Source organism: Fictibacillus enclensis, assembly GCF_030123385.1.
GTDB lineage: Bacteria > Bacillota > Bacilli > Bacillales > Fictibacillaceae > Fictibacillus_C > Fictibacillus_C enclensis.
Map to the genome: position 1 here is coordinate 1,582,110 of NZ_CP126109.1, position 21,631 is coordinate 1,603,740.

The 21,631-nt window shown below is 43.7% G+C and carries 19 protein-coding genes; 11 read left to right on the top strand and 8 right to left on the bottom strand.

What is annotated here, in order from left to right:
* Window positions 1-5 precede the first annotated feature (5 nt).
* Complete coding sequence (locus QNH15_RS08495; RefSeq protein ID WP_283894040.1) at window positions 6-2,450, bottom strand: DUF6359 domain-containing protein; 2,445 nt, start codon at window positions 2,448-2,450, stop codon at window positions 6-8.
* 318 nt (window positions 2,451-2,768) lie between these two features.
* Here QNH15_RS08495 and desB point away from each other — a divergent pair, with 318 nt between their 5' ends.
* Complete coding sequence (gene desB, locus QNH15_RS08500) at window positions 2,769-3,824, top strand: Delta(10) desaturase DesB (protein WP_283895506.1); 1,056 nt, start codon at window positions 2,769-2,771, stop codon at window positions 3,822-3,824.
* Window positions 3,825-3,918: 94 nt separating this feature from the next.
* On the opposite strand, the gene QNH15_RS08505 is transcribed toward desB, so the two are convergent.
* Window positions 3,919-4,455 (bottom strand): CcdC protein domain-containing protein, encoded by a 537-nt coding sequence (locus tag QNH15_RS08505; protein ID WP_283894041.1) that lies wholly within the window; start codon window positions 4,453-4,455, stop codon window positions 3,919-3,921.
* A 231-nt stretch (window positions 4,456-4,686) separates the two neighbouring features.
* Here QNH15_RS08505 and QNH15_RS08510 point away from each other — a divergent pair, with 231 nt between their 5' ends.
* The 3 genes from QNH15_RS08510 (at window position 4,687) to QNH15_RS08520 (ending at window position 7,663) form a co-directional block, all read left to right on the top strand.
* The gene (locus tag QNH15_RS08510) at window positions 4,687-5,334 is read left to right on the top strand and encodes a C40 family peptidase (protein ID WP_283894043.1); all 648 of its coding nucleotides are present in this window, start codon (window positions 4,687-4,689) and stop codon (window positions 5,332-5,334) included.
* Between the two features lie 403 nt (window positions 5,335-5,737).
* On the top strand, window positions 5,738-6,412 hold the full coding sequence (locus QNH15_RS08515) for a response regulator transcription factor (protein ID WP_283894045.1): 675 nt from the start codon (window positions 5,738-5,740) through the stop codon (window positions 6,410-6,412).
* 12 nt (window positions 6,413-6,424) lie between these two features.
* Window positions 6,425-7,663, top strand: coding sequence for a sensor histidine kinase (locus QNH15_RS08520; protein WP_283894047.1), 1,239 nt, complete (start codon window positions 6,425-6,427; stop codon window positions 7,661-7,663).
* Between the two features lie 28 nt (window positions 7,664-7,691).
* Here QNH15_RS08520 and QNH15_RS08525 read toward each other — a convergent pair whose 3' ends face one another.
* The gene (locus QNH15_RS08525) at window positions 7,692-8,927 is read right to left on the bottom strand and encodes an aminopeptidase (protein WP_283894049.1); all 1,236 of its coding nucleotides are present in this window, start codon (window positions 8,925-8,927) and stop codon (window positions 7,692-7,694) included.
* A gap of 106 nt (window positions 8,928-9,033) precedes the next feature.
* Here QNH15_RS08525 and QNH15_RS08530 point away from each other — a divergent pair, with 106 nt between their 5' ends.
* Window positions 9,034-9,441: a VOC family protein gene (locus QNH15_RS08530; RefSeq protein ID WP_061968464.1), complete on the top strand. Its 408-nt coding sequence runs from the start codon at window positions 9,034-9,036 to the stop codon at window positions 9,439-9,441.
* On the opposite strand, the gene QNH15_RS08535 is transcribed toward QNH15_RS08530, so the two are convergent.
* The 3 genes from QNH15_RS08535 to QNH15_RS08545 all read right to left on the bottom strand — a co-directional run bounded on the left by QNH15_RS08535 (window position 9,426) and on the right by QNH15_RS08545 (window position 12,516).
* A complete protein-coding gene (locus QNH15_RS08535; protein WP_283894051.1) occupies window positions 9,426-10,784 on the bottom strand; it encodes an FAD-binding oxidoreductase in 1,359 nt (452 codons plus the stop codon). The two genes, QNH15_RS08530 and QNH15_RS08535, sit on opposite strands and share 16 nt — an antisense overlap.
* A gap of 134 nt (window positions 10,785-10,918) precedes the next feature.
* Entirely contained in the window at window positions 10,919-12,028 is a 1,110-nt protein-coding gene (locus tag QNH15_RS08540; RefSeq protein ID WP_283894053.1) for an AI-2E family transporter, read from the bottom strand.
* A 41-nt stretch (window positions 12,029-12,069) separates the two neighbouring features.
* Window positions 12,070-12,516 carry a DUF4385 domain-containing protein gene (locus QNH15_RS08545; protein ID WP_283894055.1) on the bottom strand — a complete coding sequence of 149 codons (447 nt, stop codon included), beginning with the start codon at window positions 12,514-12,516 and terminating at the stop codon, window positions 12,070-12,072.
* A gap of 212 nt (window positions 12,517-12,728) precedes the next feature.
* On the opposite strand from QNH15_RS08545, the gene QNH15_RS08550 reads away from it, so the two are divergent.
* From QNH15_RS08550 to QNH15_RS08565, 4 genes are all read left to right on the top strand, one after another.
* Window positions 12,729-12,917, top strand: coding sequence for a hypothetical protein (locus tag QNH15_RS08550; RefSeq protein ID WP_283894057.1), 189 nt, complete (start codon window positions 12,729-12,731; stop codon window positions 12,915-12,917).
* 27 nt (window positions 12,918-12,944) lie between these two features.
* Window positions 12,945-13,880: a nucleoside hydrolase gene (locus QNH15_RS08555; protein WP_283894059.1), complete on the top strand. Its 936-nt coding sequence runs from the start codon at window positions 12,945-12,947 to the stop codon at window positions 13,878-13,880.
* 2 nt (window positions 13,881-13,882) lie between these two features.
* Entirely contained in the window at window positions 13,883-14,320 is a 438-nt protein-coding gene (locus tag QNH15_RS08560) for a GNAT family N-acetyltransferase (protein ID WP_129476694.1), read from the top strand.
* A 185-nt stretch (window positions 14,321-14,505) separates the two neighbouring features.
* A complete protein-coding gene (locus QNH15_RS08565) occupies window positions 14,506-15,885 on the top strand; it encodes an L-cystine transporter (protein ID WP_283894062.1) in 1,380 nt (459 codons plus the stop codon).
* 168 nt (window positions 15,886-16,053) lie between these two features.
* Here QNH15_RS08565 and QNH15_RS08570 read toward each other — a convergent pair whose 3' ends face one another.
* Window positions 16,054-16,428 (bottom strand): avidin-fold protein, encoded by a 375-nt coding sequence (locus QNH15_RS08570; protein ID WP_283894064.1) that lies wholly within the window; start codon window positions 16,426-16,428, stop codon window positions 16,054-16,056.
* A gap of 195 nt (window positions 16,429-16,623) precedes the next feature.
* On the opposite strand from QNH15_RS08570, the gene QNH15_RS08575 reads away from it, so the two are divergent.
* Both QNH15_RS08575 and QNH15_RS08580 read left to right on the top strand, forming a co-directional pair.
* A complete protein-coding gene (locus QNH15_RS08575; protein WP_283894065.1) occupies window positions 16,624-19,386 on the top strand; it encodes a response regulator in 2,763 nt (920 codons plus the stop codon).
* Window positions 19,387-19,398: 12 nt separating this feature from the next.
* Window positions 19,399-20,253 carry a CheR family methyltransferase gene (locus QNH15_RS08580; RefSeq protein WP_283894067.1) on the top strand — a complete coding sequence of 285 codons (855 nt, stop codon included), beginning with the start codon at window positions 19,399-19,401 and terminating at the stop codon, window positions 20,251-20,253.
* Between the two features lie 39 nt (window positions 20,254-20,292).
* On the opposite strand, the gene QNH15_RS08585 is transcribed toward QNH15_RS08580, so the two are convergent.
* The gene (locus QNH15_RS08585; protein ID WP_283894069.1) at window positions 20,293-21,453 is read right to left on the bottom strand and encodes a PP2C family protein-serine/threonine phosphatase; all 1,161 of its coding nucleotides are present in this window, start codon (window positions 21,451-21,453) and stop codon (window positions 20,293-20,295) included.
* Between the last annotated feature and the right edge of the window lie 178 nt (window positions 21,454-21,631).

Below are 21,631 nucleotides of genomic sequence, written 5' to 3' on the forward strand. Positions count from 1 at the left end.
TTTTATTATATGGCTTTTTTCAATTTCACCTGAACCACAACAGGATCATGGTCACTCGCTCGTCCGTGCTGCTCCATGAACTGGGAGTTAATGTGCACGATATCTACCTTAGTGCTGTTCTTAAGGTTATTGGAAACAAGAATGTGATCCAGTACTTGAGCATTTCCCTGATAAGAGTAGGAATAGCGCTCAAAGGAAGGCACTTCTTCAATCATGTTGGATAATTCTTTTCCTTTTACCTTTTCAAGAGTGGAGCTGAATTCGAAGTCATTAAAGTCACCAGTCAGAACGACATTCGCGTTTGGATCGTCGGCTTTAATGCTTTTTACAAAATGGTTCACGATATCTGCAATCTTATGGCGCTGAATTTCACTGCTTAATACAGGCGGCTGGTTCTTGCCAAACAATGGCTCATCTCCGCCTTTTGAGTTGAAGTGGTTGGCAATGACTACAATCCTTTCTCCGTTGAACTCAAATTGTGCCGCAAGAGGTTTTCGGCTGTTGTCAAATGCTGGATTTGTCGGATCGATGCGTCCTGGGTTTAGAGACAATTTGCCGTCTTTATATACAACTGACTGGGTAGCTGTTCCTTTTTCTCCTGAAACAAGGGAAACACGTTCCGGATTATAAATGAAAGCCACGCGGATGTTCCCCCCTGGAATTCCGCCGTCTTTTCCGTTGACAGGGGCAATATCAGTGAACTTGTATGCTGGACCGCCATTGGCCTGAATGGCTTTAATAAGGCGCTCGGCACTTTCCTTTGAATCGGTTTCTCCGTTATTAACGGGACCATTGCTGTCCTGAATCTCAGTAAGTCCAATAATGTCAGGAGACTTTAGGTTATGGACGATGGAATCTGCAATTCGCTCCGCCTTTTCGTCACTTGTTCCGTCTGCGCCTTCTTTATTAGCTGAGAAGTTTTCAACGTTAAAGCTGGCAATGGTAAGCTTTTTCTTTTTGCCTTTAAGCTTTGTGACTTCACGTTCTGTTTTTCCTTCAAAGAATGCTGGAAGTTCATCTTTGTTGGCAAGGACTTTATAGTTGCTGAAGCTGTAGCTTACAACACCGGTAATGTTGCCTTTGAAGTAATCCCCAGATTTTGCTACAAAATTATTGTCATTGATGTCTACAAAGATACGTTCAGGATTAAAATCCTTTTTTGTAATATTTATGGCTCCTGATGAATTGAGCGGAGAGTTACCTTGATTCTTGACCACTACAGACAATTCACCATAGCTTTGGGGAGCGATTACTCGTGGGTCTTTTAACTGGATTCTCATACCTTCAAGGCTTTCGTAAAAATCGATTCCGTCTTCTTCTGGATCAAACTTGCCAAAGTTATCATTATCAATTACCAGTGTCGGGATGTGTCTTCCGCCGAAACCAAGGAGAACAGGAGAAGGAAGTGCATGCCCGGTTTCTGTCAAGGTTACCGAACCGCCCGTATCCGCATTGATTTCTGTAACAGGAAGGTCGGTTTTCAACTTTTCAGAATAACCGTCCAGTACCCATTCTTTTACTTGCCCTGTGGTTTTGACCACATCACCAGCTGATAATCCATGTCCCTTTTTATATACAAGAATTCCTTCTGATGTTTTTTCGTTTATGTCAGGCTTTAGATCCTGCATGTAGAAATTATTGCTGTCCACGACATGTGTGACGATTCCTTCTACGTTTGCTACGGATTTATTAGCAAATGGTGACTGCTGGGAAGCTCCCTGAATATCATGGATTCGCAATCCGGTGAGAGCGACTGTGTATGTAAAAGTGGATGTCTCACTGTTTTTTAAGCCGTCCTTTACGGCTATTGCTTTGATGGTCGTGTCTTCATTGATGGTGATCGGTTCACTGTACTTTGTGCTCTCGGCAGATGGATCGCTTCCATCGACTGTATAATAGATGTCTGCATCTGATGTGGCTGTTGAGAGTGTAACCGTTGAGCCGCCTGTCACAATCCCTTTATCTGGAGTTGCCGTAACAGGTTCTGCCTGAGGATCCTGGTCACCCACAAATGTATAGCTTTTGGCATTCTTATGTCCTGGTACCGCAAAATAGGCGGCCAAGTCACCCGTAATTTGAATTTTTTTGCCAAGGTTTTCAGGGTGATCTTTTAAATTCAGATCCTCTCTTACAGCATTTGCTGGAAGTTGTACTGGCAAAATTTTGGTTTTTTCGGTTTCTGTTGGCGAATCAGCGATGGCCAGATTGGTATTTGCGGAAAAAGGTGCGGAGAATTGGTAAGAGATTGATGTTCCGCTTCCTCCCCTGACCGTTCCTACAATATAGCCTTCCACAGTCTTATTACTGCCGCTGTTGTTGGCGATGGCATCCTTAACCGAAATAACATCGGCAGCAGTTGCTGTCTTTACAGCGACAGGGGATAACAAGCTGACAATAAAAAGGAGAACCATTGCCAGGCTTAAGCCCTTTTTGTACGCTTTCGTACGCATGTCCTTTCACCCTTTACTTTAAAATTTTAAAACAGAACCATTCACTCGTATCACCCATTTATAAGAAATGAGACGAATAATGTAAATATATCATGTAAAAACGGCTACAAAAGACTTATGTGGAAAAATGAGGAATTGTGCCCTGAAATTCGTTTTTACTTAGTATAAACGTCCTTAAAATATTAAGCCCGCTAAATGATTTCTAGATATACCCATTTTTGTGGAAAATTCAGAATACTGTCATAAAATTTCACTTGTAACTCACTCTATAGTCCTATAAGCTTAGAGGAACTTGCAGTAAAGAAAGGGGACCTTTCTATTAAAGACCTTCATTCGTTTGGGTGGTACGCTGCCCGCATTACACCGCATCTATCAAAAACTATGTTTAAACCTGTTCCATCCCGGCTGTGGGGAGGATTCGCCTATCTTCTCGTTATCGTTGCCGGCTTTTTAGGGATTGGTTTCTTTGATCTTCATATTGTGTTCAATATATTGATTGCCGGGGTTTTGGGCGCTTGTTTTGCCGCCATGGGATTTTTAGGGCATGAAATCCTTCATGGAACAGTTGTTAAAACAGCCTGGCTGCGCAACTTTCTTGGTGCTGTTGCTTTTTGGCCGTTAAGTACTGGCCCGAGACTATGGAGAAAATGGCATAACATGAATCATCACGTTCATACCCAGCACGACGAAAAAGATCCGGATGCCTGGCCCGCTCTAGAGCGGCTTGTCCAAAATTCGTTTCTTCGGGTTATTTACCGACTGCCTTTTGGGCTACGTGCATTCTTCAGCTTTATATCCCTAAGCATTCAATTTACCATGCATGGACTGAAAATGTTTTTTGAATATATAAAGGATTTCAATCCACGAAATCGCCCGGCTGTTCTACTGCAAACGGTTCTTCCATGGGCGACCTGGATTGGTTTGTTATTCTGGATCGGACCGGTTAAATGGCTTTTCGCGTTTTTCATACCGTTGCTGATCGCTAATTTCATTGTCATGAGCTATATTTCAACCAATCACAGACTGAATCCATTGACACCGGTTAATGACCCGTTGGCTAACAGTCTGACAGTAACCGTTCCCAAATGGGTGGATGTACTTCACTTCAATTTTTCTTATCATACCGAGCATCATTTGTTTCCAAGCATGAGCCCGAAGTATTATCCTGTGGTCAAGCAGCATATTAAAAAAATGTGGCCTGAACGATATCATGAGATGAAAATGAGCAAAGCAATGAAAGCCTTATGGAATACACCGAGAGTCTATTTTAAAGGAAATGAGCTGATTGATCCGAATAAGGAAACACTGTTTGGAACACTGGGGAATGGTTTGTACAAAGATTCGAAAACGAAGAGTTATAAAAAATCAGTATAAGCTGGAGCAACTTGCAAAAAATCCGCCTTCTTTTTTAAAAGGTGGATTTTTTTGATTTACTCTTTTTTTCATGATTGGTAGGGCTTGTGTCTAATTATAGGACCTCAGGATGCAGGGGAGATTCTTCTTTTTTTAGCCCATTACCCTTTTTTAGAATATAAGCATTAAAGCCGATGTAATAGGTTCCTAAAATAAAAAAGACAAAAGCGGTTAACGGGTCGGTAGTAAAATGCTGTCCATACTGCATGTTCTGCATCGATTGCCAATCTGAGCTGCCCGCCAAAATGAGGAATCGGTATAAAAAGCGTCCCAAAAAGAGGATAAGGACGGTGGCTTCAATCCATTTATGCGTTCGATAATACAGTTCGTTATTTTTCCACTGAAATTTACTGTGCAGCGCCGCATAACGGACAAGCACAGCTCCGATCAGAATTCCGGGCACTGCATAAAAAAGAGTACGTGGATGAAGTGCTGCATTTGCTAAAAAGCCGATAATAATTAAAGTAAAAAGAATCATTCGAAAGATAAGCCTTCTTGGTTTGAAAAATTGAAAACCGATCGTACGCTGGGTTCTTCGGTAAATGACAAACGCCATTACAAGCAGGGGAATGGCCATTTGCTGAATGTGCATACCTTGTTTCACCTCTTCTCTATATATCCTTTCCGTTAGTATAACACCTGCTATGAAAAGGGGAACGGCTGGTGCCTATCCATTGATTTAGTTATGTTCTTAAAATAATAAAAAAGGGTAAAATTAAAGTTTGGCCTAGATTGTTATCTCATTGTAATGTTCTTAACATCCTCATGTCATATTGCCTTGTTAGAATGAGCAGGGAATTCAGATATACAGGAGGATGTTATTTTGAAAAAATTAGTTTCAGGAATGATCGCGGCTGGCGTTCTTGCACTAAATCCCGTAGCAGGCCATGCAGCTCTCGGAGATGAGACACTTAAACCAAAAACCACAGATTCAGATGTTCAGGACCTCCAGGCTTTATTGAAAGATAAAGGATATTTTACATATCATAAAACCACAAATTATTATGGTTCATACACCACTTCAGCAGTAAAAAAACTTCAGGAAGATAAAGGGCTTGCGGTTGATGGCGTCGCTGGAAACTCAGTGTATAAAGCGTTGGGTGTGTTCAGCAAACAGGCAATTGTGGATGAGGCAAAAAAATATACCGGCACACCTTATGAATGGGGTGGTGAAACACCGGACGGATTCGATTGCAGCGGCTATTTAAACTACATTTTTGACCGGGCAGCGAACATTGACCTTCCTCGTGTCGTAAAAGACATCCATAAAGAAGGAACGGCTGTGGATTCTCCTCAAGTTGGAGACATCGTCTTCTTTGATATTAACGGAAACGGAGAACTATCCCACGCCGGAGTATATGTCGGTGACGGTAAATTCATGCACGCATCCTCTTCCAAAGGAGTCACCACATCCGAGCTGGACAGCTCGTATTGGTCTCCGCGCTATGAAGGAGCAAAACGATATCGTTAGTCCTACAAAAAACGTCAGCTTATCTCATCAGGGGATTAGCTGGCGTTTTTTTGTTTACTCTTTTTTATAAGTTTTATTAAAAGCTTATTGCTTTAGGCGGAAGAAACTTCATTAACAAGTTGATTGGAGTGCAAGGTGTGAGACTCCGACGGGACATGCGTGACAGGTGAGATACATAGGCGCTTGCGCCTAAGGGGCTCAGCGCACGCCCCGCTGAAAGCAAGCATCCTGAAACGCAAATCAACCACTTTCAAGAGCAACAAGAGATTCGTATTAAGAAAAAGTTAAGAAACTGCCTGTATAGTAAATAAGAAAACCAGAAGTGGATGAAGAGATTGGAAAACGATGGTTCTATCCATTACACTGGTTATAAGTATATTTTCGGGAAAAGGGGTCGGCTGGTTTGCTCCGTATTTTAGTTGTAGAAGATAATTTGACATTAATGGATACGATTACTGAAATTTTATCAGATGAATTCAAAGTGGATTCGGCTTCAAACGGTGATGATGGTTTATATGAAGCGATGCAAAACATCTATGATGCCATTGTCCTTGACGTTATGCTGCCGGGAATGAATGGCTTTGAGATCATTCAGCAAATGCGCATGGAGAATGTAAATACACCGGTTCTGTTTTTGACCGCAAGAGATGCGCTCGAAGACCGGGTCAAAGGGCTCGACTTCGGGGGAGATGATTACCTGGTCAAGCCTTTTGAAGCTTCTGAATTAAAAGCGAGGCTTCGGGCGCTATTACGGCGAAGCGGCAGTCTTACCCTCAAGCAGACCCTGCAATACCGGGGCATTGAGTTGTTTGGTCCGGAACAGGATATTTTTGTTGAAGGTGAACCGGTAAGATTGACGATCAAGCAGTACGAGCTGCTGGAGTATATGATTCAGAACCGTGGTACAATTTTAACGAAAGAGCAAATTTATGACCGGGTGTGGGGTTTTGACTCTGAAACGACGATTGCCATTGTAGAAGTATTCATGCACCACCTCCGTAAAAAGCTCGAACCGTATCATTATCATAAAGATATCAAGACGATCCGAGGCGTGGGCTACATGCTTAAGGAGCAATAAGGGGAAATTTTTATGTTTCAACGAACTCATCGCAGGTTGACGCTCCTGAATTCGATTGTGTTTATTATTTTATTAAGTCTGCTTGGTGCACTTGTCTATTCCTATACCCGGGTCAGCTTATATAATGCAGCTGACCATTCGATCAATGAAGAGCTTGAGCGTCTCCCGGGCACAGGAGAGGACAGGAATCATCACGAAAAAGCGCGGGACAAGGATTTTATGGCAAGAGACTCACGGGTCACGATCCTGGTCTGGGATGAAAATCACAATCTTCTGGATCTGCCGCGCCCTCCTTTTTTTGTGATGGACAATGTGGATCAGTATAAGCAGGTAAAGATGAACAAGCTGGAGTTTATTCATACGGATGACGCAACATTCCGTTCCAAATCAATAAAGGAAGACATTCCTCTTGTCGGGACGGTAACGGTGCAGGCCATACGGAATGTGAAGACTGAAGAAGAATTGCTGCAAAGACTGCTTATCGTAATTATCACCGGCTGTTTGTTTGTTGCTGCATGTGCGATAGGAGGAGGGTACTTCCTTGCCGGACGGGCTCTGGTTCCCATCAAAAAAGCATGGGACAAGCAACAGAAGTTTGTGTCTGACGCTTCGCATGAACTGAGAACGCCGCTGTCAGTGATCCAGGCTAAAACGGATCTATTGTTTCGTTCACCCTCGGCAACCATTGAGGAAAAAAGCAGGGATATTTCCGCGATTTCCAAAGAAAGCCGGCGGCTTACAAAATTGGTCAGCCAGCTTTTGCTGCTGGCAAGGTCAGATTCCAACCAAGTGGAATTGATAAAGCAGACCTTTCAGCTCGATCAGCTGCTTCGGGAGATTGTCGAGCATTACGGAGAAATTGCTTCTTACCAGGGGAAAAATATCAGCCTTCAAGCAGACGGTCCAATTGCCATAAACGCAGACAGGGAGCGAATCCATCAGCTGGTGATTATTTTATTGGATAATGCCATGAAGCATACGGGAGATGGAGATCAAGTCCTGTTATTGGTGAAGGAAGTGGGTTCCTCTGTAGAGCTGAAAGTAAAAGATAACGGTCCAGGAATAGCGGAACATGAAAAAGAACGGATCTTTGAACGTTTCTACCAAAGTGACCAGTCAAGAAGTGATGAGGAAGGACTTGGTCTTGGTTTATCCATAGCGAAATGGATTATAGAGAAGCATGAAGGCAAGATAAAAGTGGAAAGTGAACGCGGCAAAGGAACCGCCTTTATCATGAATTTTCCAAAATAAAGACGAAGGGCTTCAGCCCTTCGTCTTTTTATATTGCCCAGTTTCCGTTGGTGAACAATGGAATTCGTTTGCCGTCATGATACTCGGCTTCAATTTCAAGGTCGGCAGAGCCAATCATAAAGTCGGTATGCCCATGGCTTTGGTTGACGCCTTTGGATTCCAGTTCTTCCTTGCTTAACTTGTCCGCACCAGGAATGTTCATGCTGATCGTCATGCCCAGTGCCAGGTGACAGGATGCATTTTCATCAAACAGTGTGTTGTTGAACACAATCCCTGCGTTCGAAATAGGGGAATCATACGGAACAAGTGCAACTTCTCCGAGGTATTTCATTCCTTCGTCGATGTTAAGAAGCTGTTTCAGCGTATCTTCGCCTTTTTCCGCTTTAAGATCCACGACTTTTCCATCTTTAAAGGTAAGTGTGAAGTTGTCGATGATATTCCCCATGGCGGATAACGGTTTTTTACTGGTTACGGTGCCATTTACACCTTCTTTAAGGGGAGCGGTAAATACTTCTTCTGTCGGCATATTGGGTATGTAAAAGGTGTTAAAGGTGGAGTGATGGCCTCCGCCAATCCAAACATGCTCTGGATGAAGGTCAATGCTTAAATCAGTGCCTTCGGATTTGTAATGAAGGGTTTTAAACTTCTGTTCGTTCAGATAGTTTACTTTTTCCACCAATGTTTGGCCGTGTTCTTTCCATGCCGATACAGGATCAGGCTGATCGACGCGAACGGTTTTAAAGATGGCTTCCCAAAGTGCCTCAATGGCATCGGTTTCATTTTTTTCCGGAAAGACACTTTTGGCCCAGCCTGCTGTAGGTGCACCTGCAATCAACCAGGGAACTTCTCCTGCCAGCCTTGCTTTGGATACTTTCTCAAGGCGCTCGCCGGCGTTTTTTTGCACAAACATTAGACGTTCAGCTGGCACACCCTTAAATCCATTCGGATCACTGCCTGTGACCATGAGCATGCAGTCATTGTTTTCAACTAAACTTTCATGCATGTCAATTTGCCACTGTGGAAGGTTATCTTTCAATACTTCTTCTGAAGCGTTGTTTAAATGGATTCGGTTCGTTTCTGTATCTGTCCACTCCACAAAAACACGCTTGCAGCCATTTTTATAGGCATGCTCGGTTACCTTGCGGGTGAACGGTGCCGCTTCAATTGGAGAATTGATCAATAATCGCTGGCCTTCCTGAAGGTTAAGTCCTACTTTGACCACGATTTCTGCATATTGGTCGAGCTTTTCTTCAAACGTTTTCATGAAATATCCCTCCTATATTGTTCATTCTACTACAGTCATGCCAGGAGGTGGTATTTTAAAGAATTGGGCTGGAACGGTATACTATGCATAGAAAGGAGGGGACACGATGAAAATCGATCATACAGGCATTGCGGTCCGCCGTATTGATGAAGCCATCGAGTTTTACACAGTGATGCTTGGAGGAAAACTGCTTCACCGGTACACAAGCGAAAAGCCTGGTGTGGAGACTCATATCGCCGTCATAGAAATGGAAAATCAAATCATTGAACTGCTGGAGCCAACGAGCAAAACATCTCCCATTGAACGCTTCATCCGGCAAAAAGGAAAAGGTGTCCACCATATTGCCTATCAAGTGGACAACCTTGAAGAAGCGATCAAAGATTACGAGAGTAAGGGAATCACCTTTTTAAAAGAAACGTACCGGATCAATCCTTATGGCAGAAGGCTCATTTATATCAACCCGGTGCACACTCAGGGAACCATCATTGAGCTGTGTGATTATAACGGCCAATAATGCCCGTTTGGGGGATAAGGGCGAATACTTTGGGAGAAGCAGAAAACATTATACGGATCATATTCGGTTTTTACTTTACGAAGCATCTTGTAGTTTGAACCGTAGTAGGCGCACGGCCAATTTTTTATGGCGTGGTCCGGCCAGTTCACATAGTCACCCTTGGTGTATGGCTTCAGTGCGTTCCTTATCCCTTCTACCCAACAGATATTTTCGTGCTTCTGGTCCTTGCACGTCCAGGAAGTGTTATACTCTTGGGCAATCATAGCCTTTCGGTGAAAAAAAGCGGTCTCTTTAGGGGCATATTCTGTTACAGCTCCGCCCAGAGCCTGCTGCCAGATGGTCGTTTGCCGATTAGGTGCATTTTCAAGAAATTGTTTCATGGTTTCAATGGCTTTATCAGGTAGTGGCTCATAAACAAATGAGCCCGAACGCTTGAAGGGAGCAGGGAGATTTCCAGCCGGGGAATTAAAGAAGCTTACAGCTTCTATATAAGGGATGGACTGAATCATCACATTTAAAGGTGTACCGGTCTCCAACAGAGGTTTAATCAGCTCTTCCAGTTCCTTTGGGGAACCGAGGAATTCACCTGAGGCAGTAGTGGTTCCTGAAGCAAAGAGTTCGATTTGGGATGTCAGACGGCTGTCGGTAAACGGAGCCAAGTTTTGCCAGGAGTTATAGGAGGCATGGAAGTCTTCCCAATTCCAGGTGATTGAGAAAATGGATACGTTGGCCACAGGATATACTTTGAATTTAAAGGCTGTAACAATGCCGAAGTTTCCGCCACCGCCACCGCAGCATGCCCAAAATAAATCACAGTTTTTCGTTTGACTGGCACAAATAATTTTTGCGCCATGTTTTTCGCATGGAACGACGATCTCTATTTCTTCAATGCTGTCACATGTTAACCCATAGGCGCGGGTAAGCATACCAATTCCCCCGCCGAGTGCCAGTCCACTGAGACCTACGTTATAGGATGTGCCTGCAGGGATCGTTACTCGGTTGTCCCACAGCTGCTGATAAACCATTCCCAGTTCAGCGCCTGCTTGAATATAAGCCATTTGCTGCTCTGGATGATACACAATACCTTTCATTTCACTGACATCAATAATGAGCCCCCGGTTTACTAGAGAAAAATTTTCATAGCTGTGCCGCCCGCTTCGGACGCGGAAAGGGGTTCGCTGTTCTCGTGCCCACTTTAGAGCGTTTTTTACATCGCACCGGTTTTGGCAAAAAACTATGATGCAAGGATATTTTTGAATGCTAAGATTCAAGTTTTGCCTGTCTTTACGGTAGGAGGGACTTCCTGGTACAACGATTTTACCTGTTAGTCTTGTCCGGCTCAATTCATTCTCCTTGTTCACATGTATTGAATAAACCTAGACCTATGGTATGTGAGCAAGAGAAAATTGGTTTGGACAGCTTGCATGGTTGACGCACGAAAAAGCCCGCCGTTCATTTGGCGGGCTGTTCGGTTTTATTAGTCTACAATTTTTATGCCATTGTGTTCTTTTTCTCTGTTTAGTTGATACAGCCGGTACGTATGACTCACAACAACTTTTAACAGCGCATAGAACGGAACGCCGAGAATCATTCCGAGGAATCCTGCCATATTTCCTGCAACCAGAAGGATAAGGATTACTGTTAGCGGATGGACATCGAGTTTTCTTCCCATAATTAGCGGGGAAGTAACATTTCCATCGATCTGCTGTACCACAATGACCACGATGGCTACCTTCAAGGCCATGAATGGAGACATGATCAATCCAATAATGAAGGCTGGAACGAAAGCGATAAAGGCGCCAAGAAACGGTATAATATTCGTAATCATGGCCGTAATGGCAAGGATGAGTGAATAATCCAGGCCGATGATGCTGTAGCCGATATACATCATCACTCCAACAAGAAAAGCAGCAATCGCCTGGCCCTGTATATAGGAACTGAGTGCTTCGTCCATGTCTTTTAAAATTCGTTTCGCTTCAGAAGCCTGCAAATAAGGCAGAACGTTTTCCACTCGGCTTCCGATCCCTTCACTGTCTTTCAGCATATAAAAAACGATGAATGGTACGGTTACAATCACTGTCGCAATGCTCGTAATGATGCCGATTAAACTGGTAATCTTGTCACCGAGGTTACTTGAGAAATCCTTAGCGTAATCACTTGCTTTCTTTGTGATGCTGTCAAGGGTAAGATACTCGTTTTGCTGAAAGCGCGAAAACCATTCATTCTGCTTCAGTCCGTTGATTTTATCATTGAGTGTGTCCACAATCTGCGGCGTATTTTTAATAAGTCCCTGAAACTGGTTTTGCAGCTGCGGCCCCAAAAGAAATACTAGAAGAGTGCCAAGCCCGATAAATAAAAGATAGATTAACAGGATGGATAAGGCTTTGGGCACACGATGTTTTCCAAGGTAATAGACGATGGGTCGAAGCAAATAAAAAATAACTCCGCCAATTAAAAACGGAAAAAACAAGGTTGTGAATATGATTTCAAGCGGCCGGAAGATAAAGCTTACTTTGGTCGAGAGAAAAATAATGATTAGAATAATAATAATACCGTATCCAATTCGAAAATATTTTGAGTTTGGCATTTGATCACCTCTGATTTAAATGGTATGTCGTTGAATGGGCTTTATCCATAGCGGCGTTGGTGTTCTTTTTTAAATTTAAGATATTCTTCGTCTTCCCTGGCCATTTTCCATTTTTCCATGAAGATGGCTGCCGAATCTGCTTTGGTTTCATCGATTTGTCTTTCGTTTACCTTGCCTTCTTTATCGTATTTCCTCCCACCCTTATAATTCGTGTATCGTCTGGCCCGGGTATAGCCCATCTGCAAAAATTTTCTCGCCATATCCATTCCAACAAGATCATTCTCCTCTTTGTATTCCAAAAAAAGCTGATAGATTTTCTCGGAGGACTCTTTTGCAATTTCGGGAGTTTTGAAACGCCAGTGAGGGAGAATTTCACTTTTGTAAGGTTCAACGAGCAGGACTCCTTGCTCTCCTCTGCCAACTTTGTACTTTTCCGGATGCTTGCGAAAATCAATGTGTTTAAAATCAAGATCATAATCGAACCCCATCTGCAGCGCCTCCTCCTAATATCACCATACTTCCCGTTTCTCTCTATTCTTAAAACGCTTATGGAAAGAGCAGTATAGCCGGCATGGTGAAATTTCATGAACCGAAACTGTCGGTATATTGAAAGTTTATTGAATATTATTCCTCCACTATTGGCATTTTGGGTTCCCTGATTTACCATAAGGATAGTTAATTAAGAAAAGAGGGGATTAGGATGGGATATATCATAACAGCTCTCATCGCAGGTGTGGTGATCGCCGCTCTGACGATATTTATTGGTCTGCAAAAGGACGCAAAGTATGGTTCTTCCACAAAAAGCAATTTAACCCGACTCACTGCCATATATGTTGTGTTGATTGTTTTCTGTCTTATCGGACTTGGGCTGTACATAGGAAATCTTTGATCAATTTTTAGGAAAGGAAGAGCATAAATGAAATTAACCATACTTGATGTCGATACGGGAATTGATGATGCCTTGGCCATTGCCTATGCTGTAAATTCCCCTGAGTTGAATATCCTTGGCATTACAACCGGATTTGGGAATGTTTCCGCTGACGAAGCGACAAGAAATACGCTCCAGGTTCTTCAGCTTCTGGGCAGAAGTGATATCCCGGTAATAAAGGGTGCGGATCAACCGTTCCGAAGAGAAACGACACGGCACAGAGCGTATGAGGTGCATGGAAAGGACGGACTCGGAAATATAGGACTTCCAGATCCCGCGGCAATTGTCCCGGATACCCATGCCAGCGATTACATCATATCCATGGTGAAAAAGTACCCAAATGAAGTTACCCTGGTGACTGTCGGGACTCAAACGAATATGGCATTGGCGATAGAAAAGGATCCTTCGATCATTACTATGGTGAAAGAGGTCATTATCATGGGCGGCGCGGTCACTGTCCCGGGAAATGTTACGTCTTATGCTGAGGCTAATTTCTACGCTGATGCGGAAGCTGCTGATTATGTTCTGCGTTCCGGACTGCCTATTACACTGGTGGGACTCGACATTACGATGCAAACTCTTTTGAAAAGAGAGTCTCTTGAAGATTGGAGATGCCGGGGGATTGAGATTGGAACGGCTTTTGCAAACATGTGCAGTTTTTATATGGATTTTTATGAAAAAAACAATCCGCATCTTGGCGGATGTGCACTGCATGACCCGCTCGCCGTTGCGGTGGCCATTGAGCCATCCTTTATTAAAACAAAAACCATGCAGGTACATGTTTCAACGGATGAACACACCCTGGGACAAAGCATTGGAAAAGCTACAGGACATGGTATTGAGGTAGGGCTGCAAGTGGACAAAGATGTTTTTACTTCCCACTTTCTTAATCGTGTTTTGTCCTGTGAAAAGGAGCAGCTATAACAATGAACATAAAAACAATTCCACCAGAACAAACCTATCCGGTAAGGCACAACATCCTTCGGCCGAACCAGACCATTGAGGATTGCCACTTTCCGGGAGATCATGAACCGGACACCTTTCATTTAGGCGCATTTATCGGAGAAGAACTGATTTCCATTGCTTCTTTCTATAAAGAAAAACATCCTGATCTGGACGGTCTTGTGCACTACCGCTTACGAGGCATGGCAACATTGGAAAACTTCCGTAAAGAAAAAGCAGGTAGCAGTCTGCTCGCTAGGGGCGAAGAAATCCTTAAGCAAAGGAAGTGTGACCTCTGGTGGTGCAATGCCAGAACAGGGGTGGCAGGATATTATAAAAAAATCGGTTTGCAGGAGAACGGAGAAGTTTTTGAACTGCCTGGAATCGGTCCGCATATCGTGATGTACAAGAAACTTTTATAACCCGGTGCACATAGAGGAAAGCATCCTAGCATATGATGTAACAAATCCATACCGCACAAGAATTTGCTGATCAGACATGCTGAAGGCTCGCTTTTTTAATGAAGTGGGTCTTTTTTTGTATAGAGGGGAGGGAGGGTAAAGTTCTGCGGTAAGGATACTGGCATATAACAAGGAGGAAAAGTACAATGACCGTTTTCTTAATTGTTGTTAATATTGCCGTTTTGCTGCTGATCGCAGGCAGTCTTTATTACTTGCAGAAAAAAAAGGTTTCTTTTTCCAAAAGAGTGTTTACAGCCTTGGCCGCCGGTATCATTTGGGGACTTATTCTACAGTTTATTTATGAGCCTTCTTCTTCAGTGCTTACCCATTCAACCGACTGGTATTCGATTATCGGGGGAGGCTATGTTAAATTTCTGCAAATGGCCGTGATGCCGCTTGTCTTTGTGTCTATTCTGTCAGCATTCACCAAGCTGAAACTGACGAATAATGTTGGGAAAATCAGCGGCTCGGTGATTGGAATCCTCATCGGAACCACTGCTATTGCCGCTGCCATAGGGATTGCGGCAGCTCTTTCCTTCAATTTGGAGGCAGTTCAAATTTCAAACGGGAGTGCAGAAGCGGCCCGGGCGGCAGAACTGCAGACCACATTTGAAACGGTGAAGGATAAAACCTTGCCACAGCAGGTTCTTGACCTACTGCCCGCAAATCCTTTTCTTGATTTTACGGGTGCAAGGCCAACTTCCACCATAGCAGTCGTTATTTTCGCAGCCATACTGGGAGTGGCTTATCTAGGTGTGAAAAGGAAGCAGGAGGAACATGCGGCTCTTTTTGCAAGCTTTGTTGATGCTATTCACTCCATCGTTATGAGAGTTGTAACGCTCATTCTCCGGCTGACGCCCTATGGTGTGCTTGCTTTGATGACAAAGACCGTGGCTTTAAGCAATCTGGACGCGATTGCCAAACTGGGTGAGTTTGTGGTTGCCTCGTACGTTGCTCTGGCATTGATGTTCGTGATTCATTTGCTGTTCATTGCTTTTTCCGGGCTGAACCCGCTCACCTATATTCGAAAGGCTATACCGGTGCTTTCGTTTGCCTTTACATCTAGAACGAGTGCTGGGGCGCTTCCACTGAACATCAGTACCCAAAAAAGTCTCGGAGTACCTGAAGGCATCGCCAACTTTGCGGGTTCCTTTGGACTTACCATCGGGCAAAACGGATGTGCAGGTATTTATCCGGCGATGCTGGCGGTGATGATTGCTCCGTCTGTGGGAGTCAATCCGCTGACCCCATCCTTTATTCTTAGTCTGATCGTGATTGTTGCCATCAGCTCTTTTGGTATTGCCGGAGTGGGAGGAGGAGCTACATTTGCTGCACTTCTCGTTCTTTCCTCCATGAATCTTCCGGTCGCTTTGGCAGGGCTGCTCATTTCGGTTGAACCGCTGATTGATATGGGCAGGACCGCACTAAACGTAAGCGGAGCCATGACGGCGGGAATATTAACCAGCAAAGCCCGGAAAGAACTTGATACCTCCGTTTATCATTCTCCGGTTCATGAGTTGGAGTGATGGGAAGCAAAAAACCTGGAGATACAGTTCTCCAGGTTTTTGCTATTTTTACATAGGTTATAAAGATTTTTCGTGTGAAAGAGGGTATGTATAATAAAGATGAAGCTTTTGTGATTAAAAAGAGGAGCCGGAATCCTTTACAGGAGATGCCGGCTCTTTTCATATATGTTAGTTAAAAATGATTTGTGGCGTATAAATCATCTCCGAGACTTCTTCCACAGAAAAAACTTCTTGATGTCTCTCTTCTCCTGAAGGAGTCCACGTTTCGGTGAGCTGCAGCCTCCCGTCGGGCAGAGTGTGCGGAACAGCGGTGCATTTCCCTCCTCTGATTTCATGGTCCTGGTTGATGTGGCTGTAAGTCATTTGAATGCTCCCGTTTTCATCGATCATCCCAACCATATTTCCTTTCAGGATATCACCGCCAGAGTAGGTTGCAGTAAGGATTGATCCCTCTTGTTTATATGAAAAATAAGTTTTGGACGAAACCTCACCTTTTTTTGCTTGTCGAATAGTTACAAACTGACGGTTATTGTAATCAATCATTTAACGCGTCCTCCCTTTAAAGTTTTAAAGATAATGTTATCAGAAGAGAAAGGAAATTAAAACAGAAAATTCTGTTTTTTATTATTTTTGGGAGGATTTTTTGTTCGTTTGATGAATAAGTTCTTGCTGTCTTTATTGGTAATACTTGTTTATAATAGATTACGTGAATATGACTTTAAAAAGGCGGATGATAGAATGATAGGGAGAAAGAGATTCGGTATCCGGGGTAAGATATTTACCGGATATCTCGTCATTATTCTGTGTCTGGTCGTTTCAATAATCGCAGTAAACAATCAAATTTCCTCCATGCAGACGGAGCGGAATTATATTATTAACCACGACATTGAAGTGCACGGGCTAACGAATGAAATTGAAAAGCAAGTTTTGGATATGGAAAACGGTCAGCGTGGTTTCATCATTACAGGAGATGAAAGCTATCTGGAGCCCTATAGCCTGGCTGCAAGTGATTGGAAGGATAATTACAACAAATTGTATGATTTAATTTCCGATAATCCATCACAGCAAAAAAGGCTGCAGGATATCCGCGATGATATCAATCAATGGATTCAATATACGGCCGAGCCATCTATACAGATGAAGAGAGATGGACAGGATGGGAATGTCCTTTCTCTTTTCAAGAAAGATACCGCCCGGAGCAAGGGAGTAGAAGACATCCGCACCCAGTTCGATACGTTCCGCACAACAGAAAAAGGGTTGACCAAAGAGAGGGCGGACAAGCTTGATAACCAAAATGCTGTATTGAAGACAAGCTTATATGTACTGTTGTTCTTTGTTGTCCTTATATCTGCAGCAATCGCTGTGTTTGTTTCCGGTTCCATTGTAAAGACCGTAAAGGCGGTTGTACGATCCATCTCCGCCATGTCATCGAACGGTGATGTCACCCAGAGGATCCATGTGAAAAGCAGGGATGAAATCAGAGATTTAGCCGAAGCGACAAACAACCTGCTTTCCGTTGTTGAAAGCAGAGAATGGCTTCAGTCAAGCACTAATGAGGTAGTAGAGCGATATCAGGGAACGTCTACGATTAAAGTACTTGGTGAAAAGTTTATTACAGGAATTGCCCAATTTGCGAAGGCATCCACGGGAGCCATTTATATTCGTGAAGGGGAAGGCGGTAAGGCTTCTTTTATCAAGAAAGGCGCCTACGCTGCGCCGATGAATTCGGCTGGACGGGAATCCTTTAAACTTGGAGAGGGGCTTATCGGCCAATGCGCCGCTGAAAAGCGCCTGATGGTTATTCATCATCTTCCGGACGATTATCAGCTGATTGGGACTGGCCTTGGAGAAGTGCGCCCAAGAAGTTTGCTGATTGCACCGGTGATGTTTGAGAATGAAGTCATTGCGGTCTTGGAGCTTGCTTCTCTTGAAGCATTTACACAAGAACATATCGATCTTGTGGAAAACACTACGAAAACATTCGGGCTAACCATTGACAGTGTTATTCGCCGAATGGAAGTTGTGCGCCTGTTGAAGGAATCCCAGGCCATGACCGAAGAGCTCCAGGCTCAATCGGAAGAAATGCAGACGCAATCCGAAGAGCTGCAAATGCAGTCTGAAGAATTGCGCATGATCAATGAGCAACTCGAACAGCGCTCCATTGAAGCAGAAGGGAAATCAGCAGAACTTCAGCAGGCAAAAGTTGAACTCGAAGAAAAGGCGAAACAGCTTACATTAAGTTCCCGTTATAAATCTGAATTTTTGGCCAACATGTCCCATGAGCTGCGTACGCCGCTGAACAGCATCCTGATTCTGTCCGAAATGCTTGCCGAGAACTCTGCAAACGGACTTTCCTCGGAGGATGAGGAGTTTGCACGGGTCATTCATTCATCCGGACAAGACTTGTTGGACTTGATTAATGATATTCTGGATTTATCCAAGGTGGAGGCAGGCAAGCTGGAAATGCATTTCAGCGAAGTCAACATGAGCGAATTTCCTTCACAGATTGAACGCAATTTTGGCCATATGGCCGAAAAGAAAGGGTTAACCTTTGAGGTGAAAAAAGATGCGGATGTTCCGGATATTTTTTATACCGATGAAAAGAGGTTTCAGCAGATAATCAAAAATCTGCTTTCCAATGCGTTCAAGTTTACAGAGGAAGGCAGTGTGTCGCTGCATATAGCGAAAGACAAGGCATTCCATCCGCAGGTGGGCGCCGACCACTGGCTGAAGGTCTCAGTGAAAGATACAGGGATCGGAATTCCGAAGGATAAGCATGATCTTATTTTTGAAGCCTTCCAGCAAGGGGATGGGGCGACCGTTCGAAAATATGGAGGAACCGGTCTGGGTCTCTCGATTTGCCTGGAATTTGTTAAGCTGCTTGGTGGGCAGCTGGAGCTTGAAAGTGAAGAGGGAGAAGGAAGCACCTTTACGCTTTACATCCCGAGTCTGCCGAACGGGCTCACTCAACACGCTCCGATGCTTGTGATGGAGGAGTCAGAAAGAGAGGTTGCCGCTGCCATTTCGGACGATGCAGCACTCGCTGAAGAACTGAAGGAAATTGATGAGCACACCAGCCATCAACAAGAAGATACCCCCCCTGTTAAAGAGGAAGACAGCTCATTTAAAGGGAAAAAGGTATTGATTGTCGACGATGACCACCGAAACATTTTTGCGTTAAAAACGGCTCTGGAAAATGAAAAAATGAACGTCATTACGGCGGAAAATGGTACACAATGCCTGGAAATGCTAGAAAATGAAAATGATGTGGACTTAATTTTGATGGACATTATGATGCCGGTGATGGATGGGTATGAAACGATGAGAAGAATCCGGGCTAATGAGCGAGTGGCTAGTGTCCCAATCATTGCACTGACAGCCAAAGCCATGAAGAGTGACCGGGAAAAATGCTTGGAAGCTGGGGCTTCGGACTATATCAGCAAACCGCTGAAAATTGAACAGCTGTTTTCTGTCATGAGAGTCTGGATATTAAACAGGTAAGGAAGAACACGGATGAACAATCAAGTAATGTTAAGTGAGGAAGATCTGGACATCGGGTTGGTGGAACGCATTGAAGTCGATTTGCTGCTTGAAGCGATTTACCGACTGTCTGGTTTTGATTTCAGAATGTACATGAAGTCCTCCATCATCCGGCGGATTCAAAACCGGATGAGACTGGAACGTATTGGCACTATCACGGCCCTTCAGGAAAAAATGATTCATGAAAAAGGATTTTTGGAAAAGATCCTCAATGATTTTTCTATTAATGTAACCGAAATGTTTCGTGACCCTACATTCTTTCGTTCATTTCGCCAAAAGGTGGTTCCTGAGCTGAGGAAGCTGGAGAGCATACGCATTTGGCATGCAGGATGTGCAACCGGTGAGGAAGTCTATTCCATGGCGATCCTGCTTGAAGAGGAAGGGCTTGCGGATAAAACAACAATTTATGCCACTGATATGAATGAAAATGTACTGCAAAAAGCAAAACAAGGAACCTTTTCTTTGGTGAAAATGCAGACCTACACGAAAAATTACATGCAAGCTGGCGGAACAGAGGCGTTTTCGGAATACTACACAGCGGATGACCACTTTGCTTATTTCCGTCCTTCTCTTTTGAAGAACATCAGTTTTGCGCAGCACAACCTGGTAACGGACTCCTCATTCAATGAATTTCATGTGATCATTTGCCGGAACGTGTTGATTTATTTTACAAGCGAACTTCAAAACCAGGTTCAAAATTTATTTTATGAAAGCTTATGCCCTGGCGGTTTCCTTGGTCTGGGTGACAAGGAATCACTTCGTTTTTCAGAAAAGACGCCACATTACATGGAGTTCGACTGCACAGAAAAAATATATCTAAAACGATAAAAGACGGGCCGATGGCCCGTCTTTTTCTGTTTCTATTTTTTATAAGATGGAAGTCACTTTGCTTGCCTGCGCCTGAATCATCAGAATGCACATATCGTCTTGCTGATTACCAAGTTCTTCTTCCGGGATCACCATGTGGATCGGAGACGTAATCGTTTGATTCCACTTTTGTGAAGCGATGTACTGCAGCTTTTCGAGCAGCAGGTTTTCATCTTTATTCGCTTCGACCACTCCGTCTGTAAAAAGAAGGAGCTGGATGTCGTTCTCAAATTGAATGGTAGATTTTGTCACCTGCATCTGGTCAAAAAAACCAACAGCACAGCTGCCTCTTTCGAGCATGCAAAGTTCGGAATCATCGACTAACACATAGCCTGGAGGGTGGCCGGCATTGACATATTCCACTGTCTTGCTTTCTGTGTCGATCACAAGATAAATGCAAGTAAAATAATAATTGTAAAAGTTTTTTTGATTATAAAGAAGCGCCATATACCGGTTCAGCTCTTTGATCACGAGTTCAGGATCTTCAAGCATCTTGATCGCATCCCTCATGACAGAAGAGATGTACATGCAGACGAGAGAAGAGGACAAGCCGTGGCCCATCATATCCAACAGAATCACGCCGTATCGGTGGTCGTTGAAACGGTGCCAGTAGTACATATCACCAGCCAGCTTAAAAGAAGGCAGATGGGATACATTGATTTGAATATTTTCCTGAAGAAGAGGGGGATTCAAGAGGCTCCGCTGCACTTGCATCGCCAAGTCCAGTTCATCCCTGATTTTTTTCTCCTGCTCCATGTGCCAGTCTTTTTCATACTTTAAGCGGAGGGCGACACGAATACGGGCGAGAAGCTCAACCTTATTAATCGGTTTTGTTATGTAATCCATACCCCCAACATCCAACGCCTCAGCCAGTTTATTGGCGTCCTCCAAAGCAGTAATAAAGATGATGGGGATATCCTTTAACCGCTCAGCTTCCTGGATGCGTCGGCAAGCCTCGATCCCGTCAGTTTCCGGCATCATGATATCGAGAAGAATCAAATTAACGTCCGGCTTTGGAGCCTGGGGTTTGTCGATTTGAAGATAATCAAACAGCTGGCCGGCTGATGAGAGAGCCACCGTATTTTCATAGCCGGCACCTTTCAATATTTTATCAATCACAAATAGATTCACAGAATTATCATCTACCATAAGAATGGTCATGGACGGTTTTCTCCTTCAAATTAATCTTATCTATTCAACAAAATGCAATAAACATCCCGTCATATTCTATTATTATACTAAAAATGTGAAAGAAGGGTATCATTTACCCTTTTAGCATGCAAAAACCATGAGAGAACGATGATCACCTGATAAAATGATATTATCGGTATTCATGTAA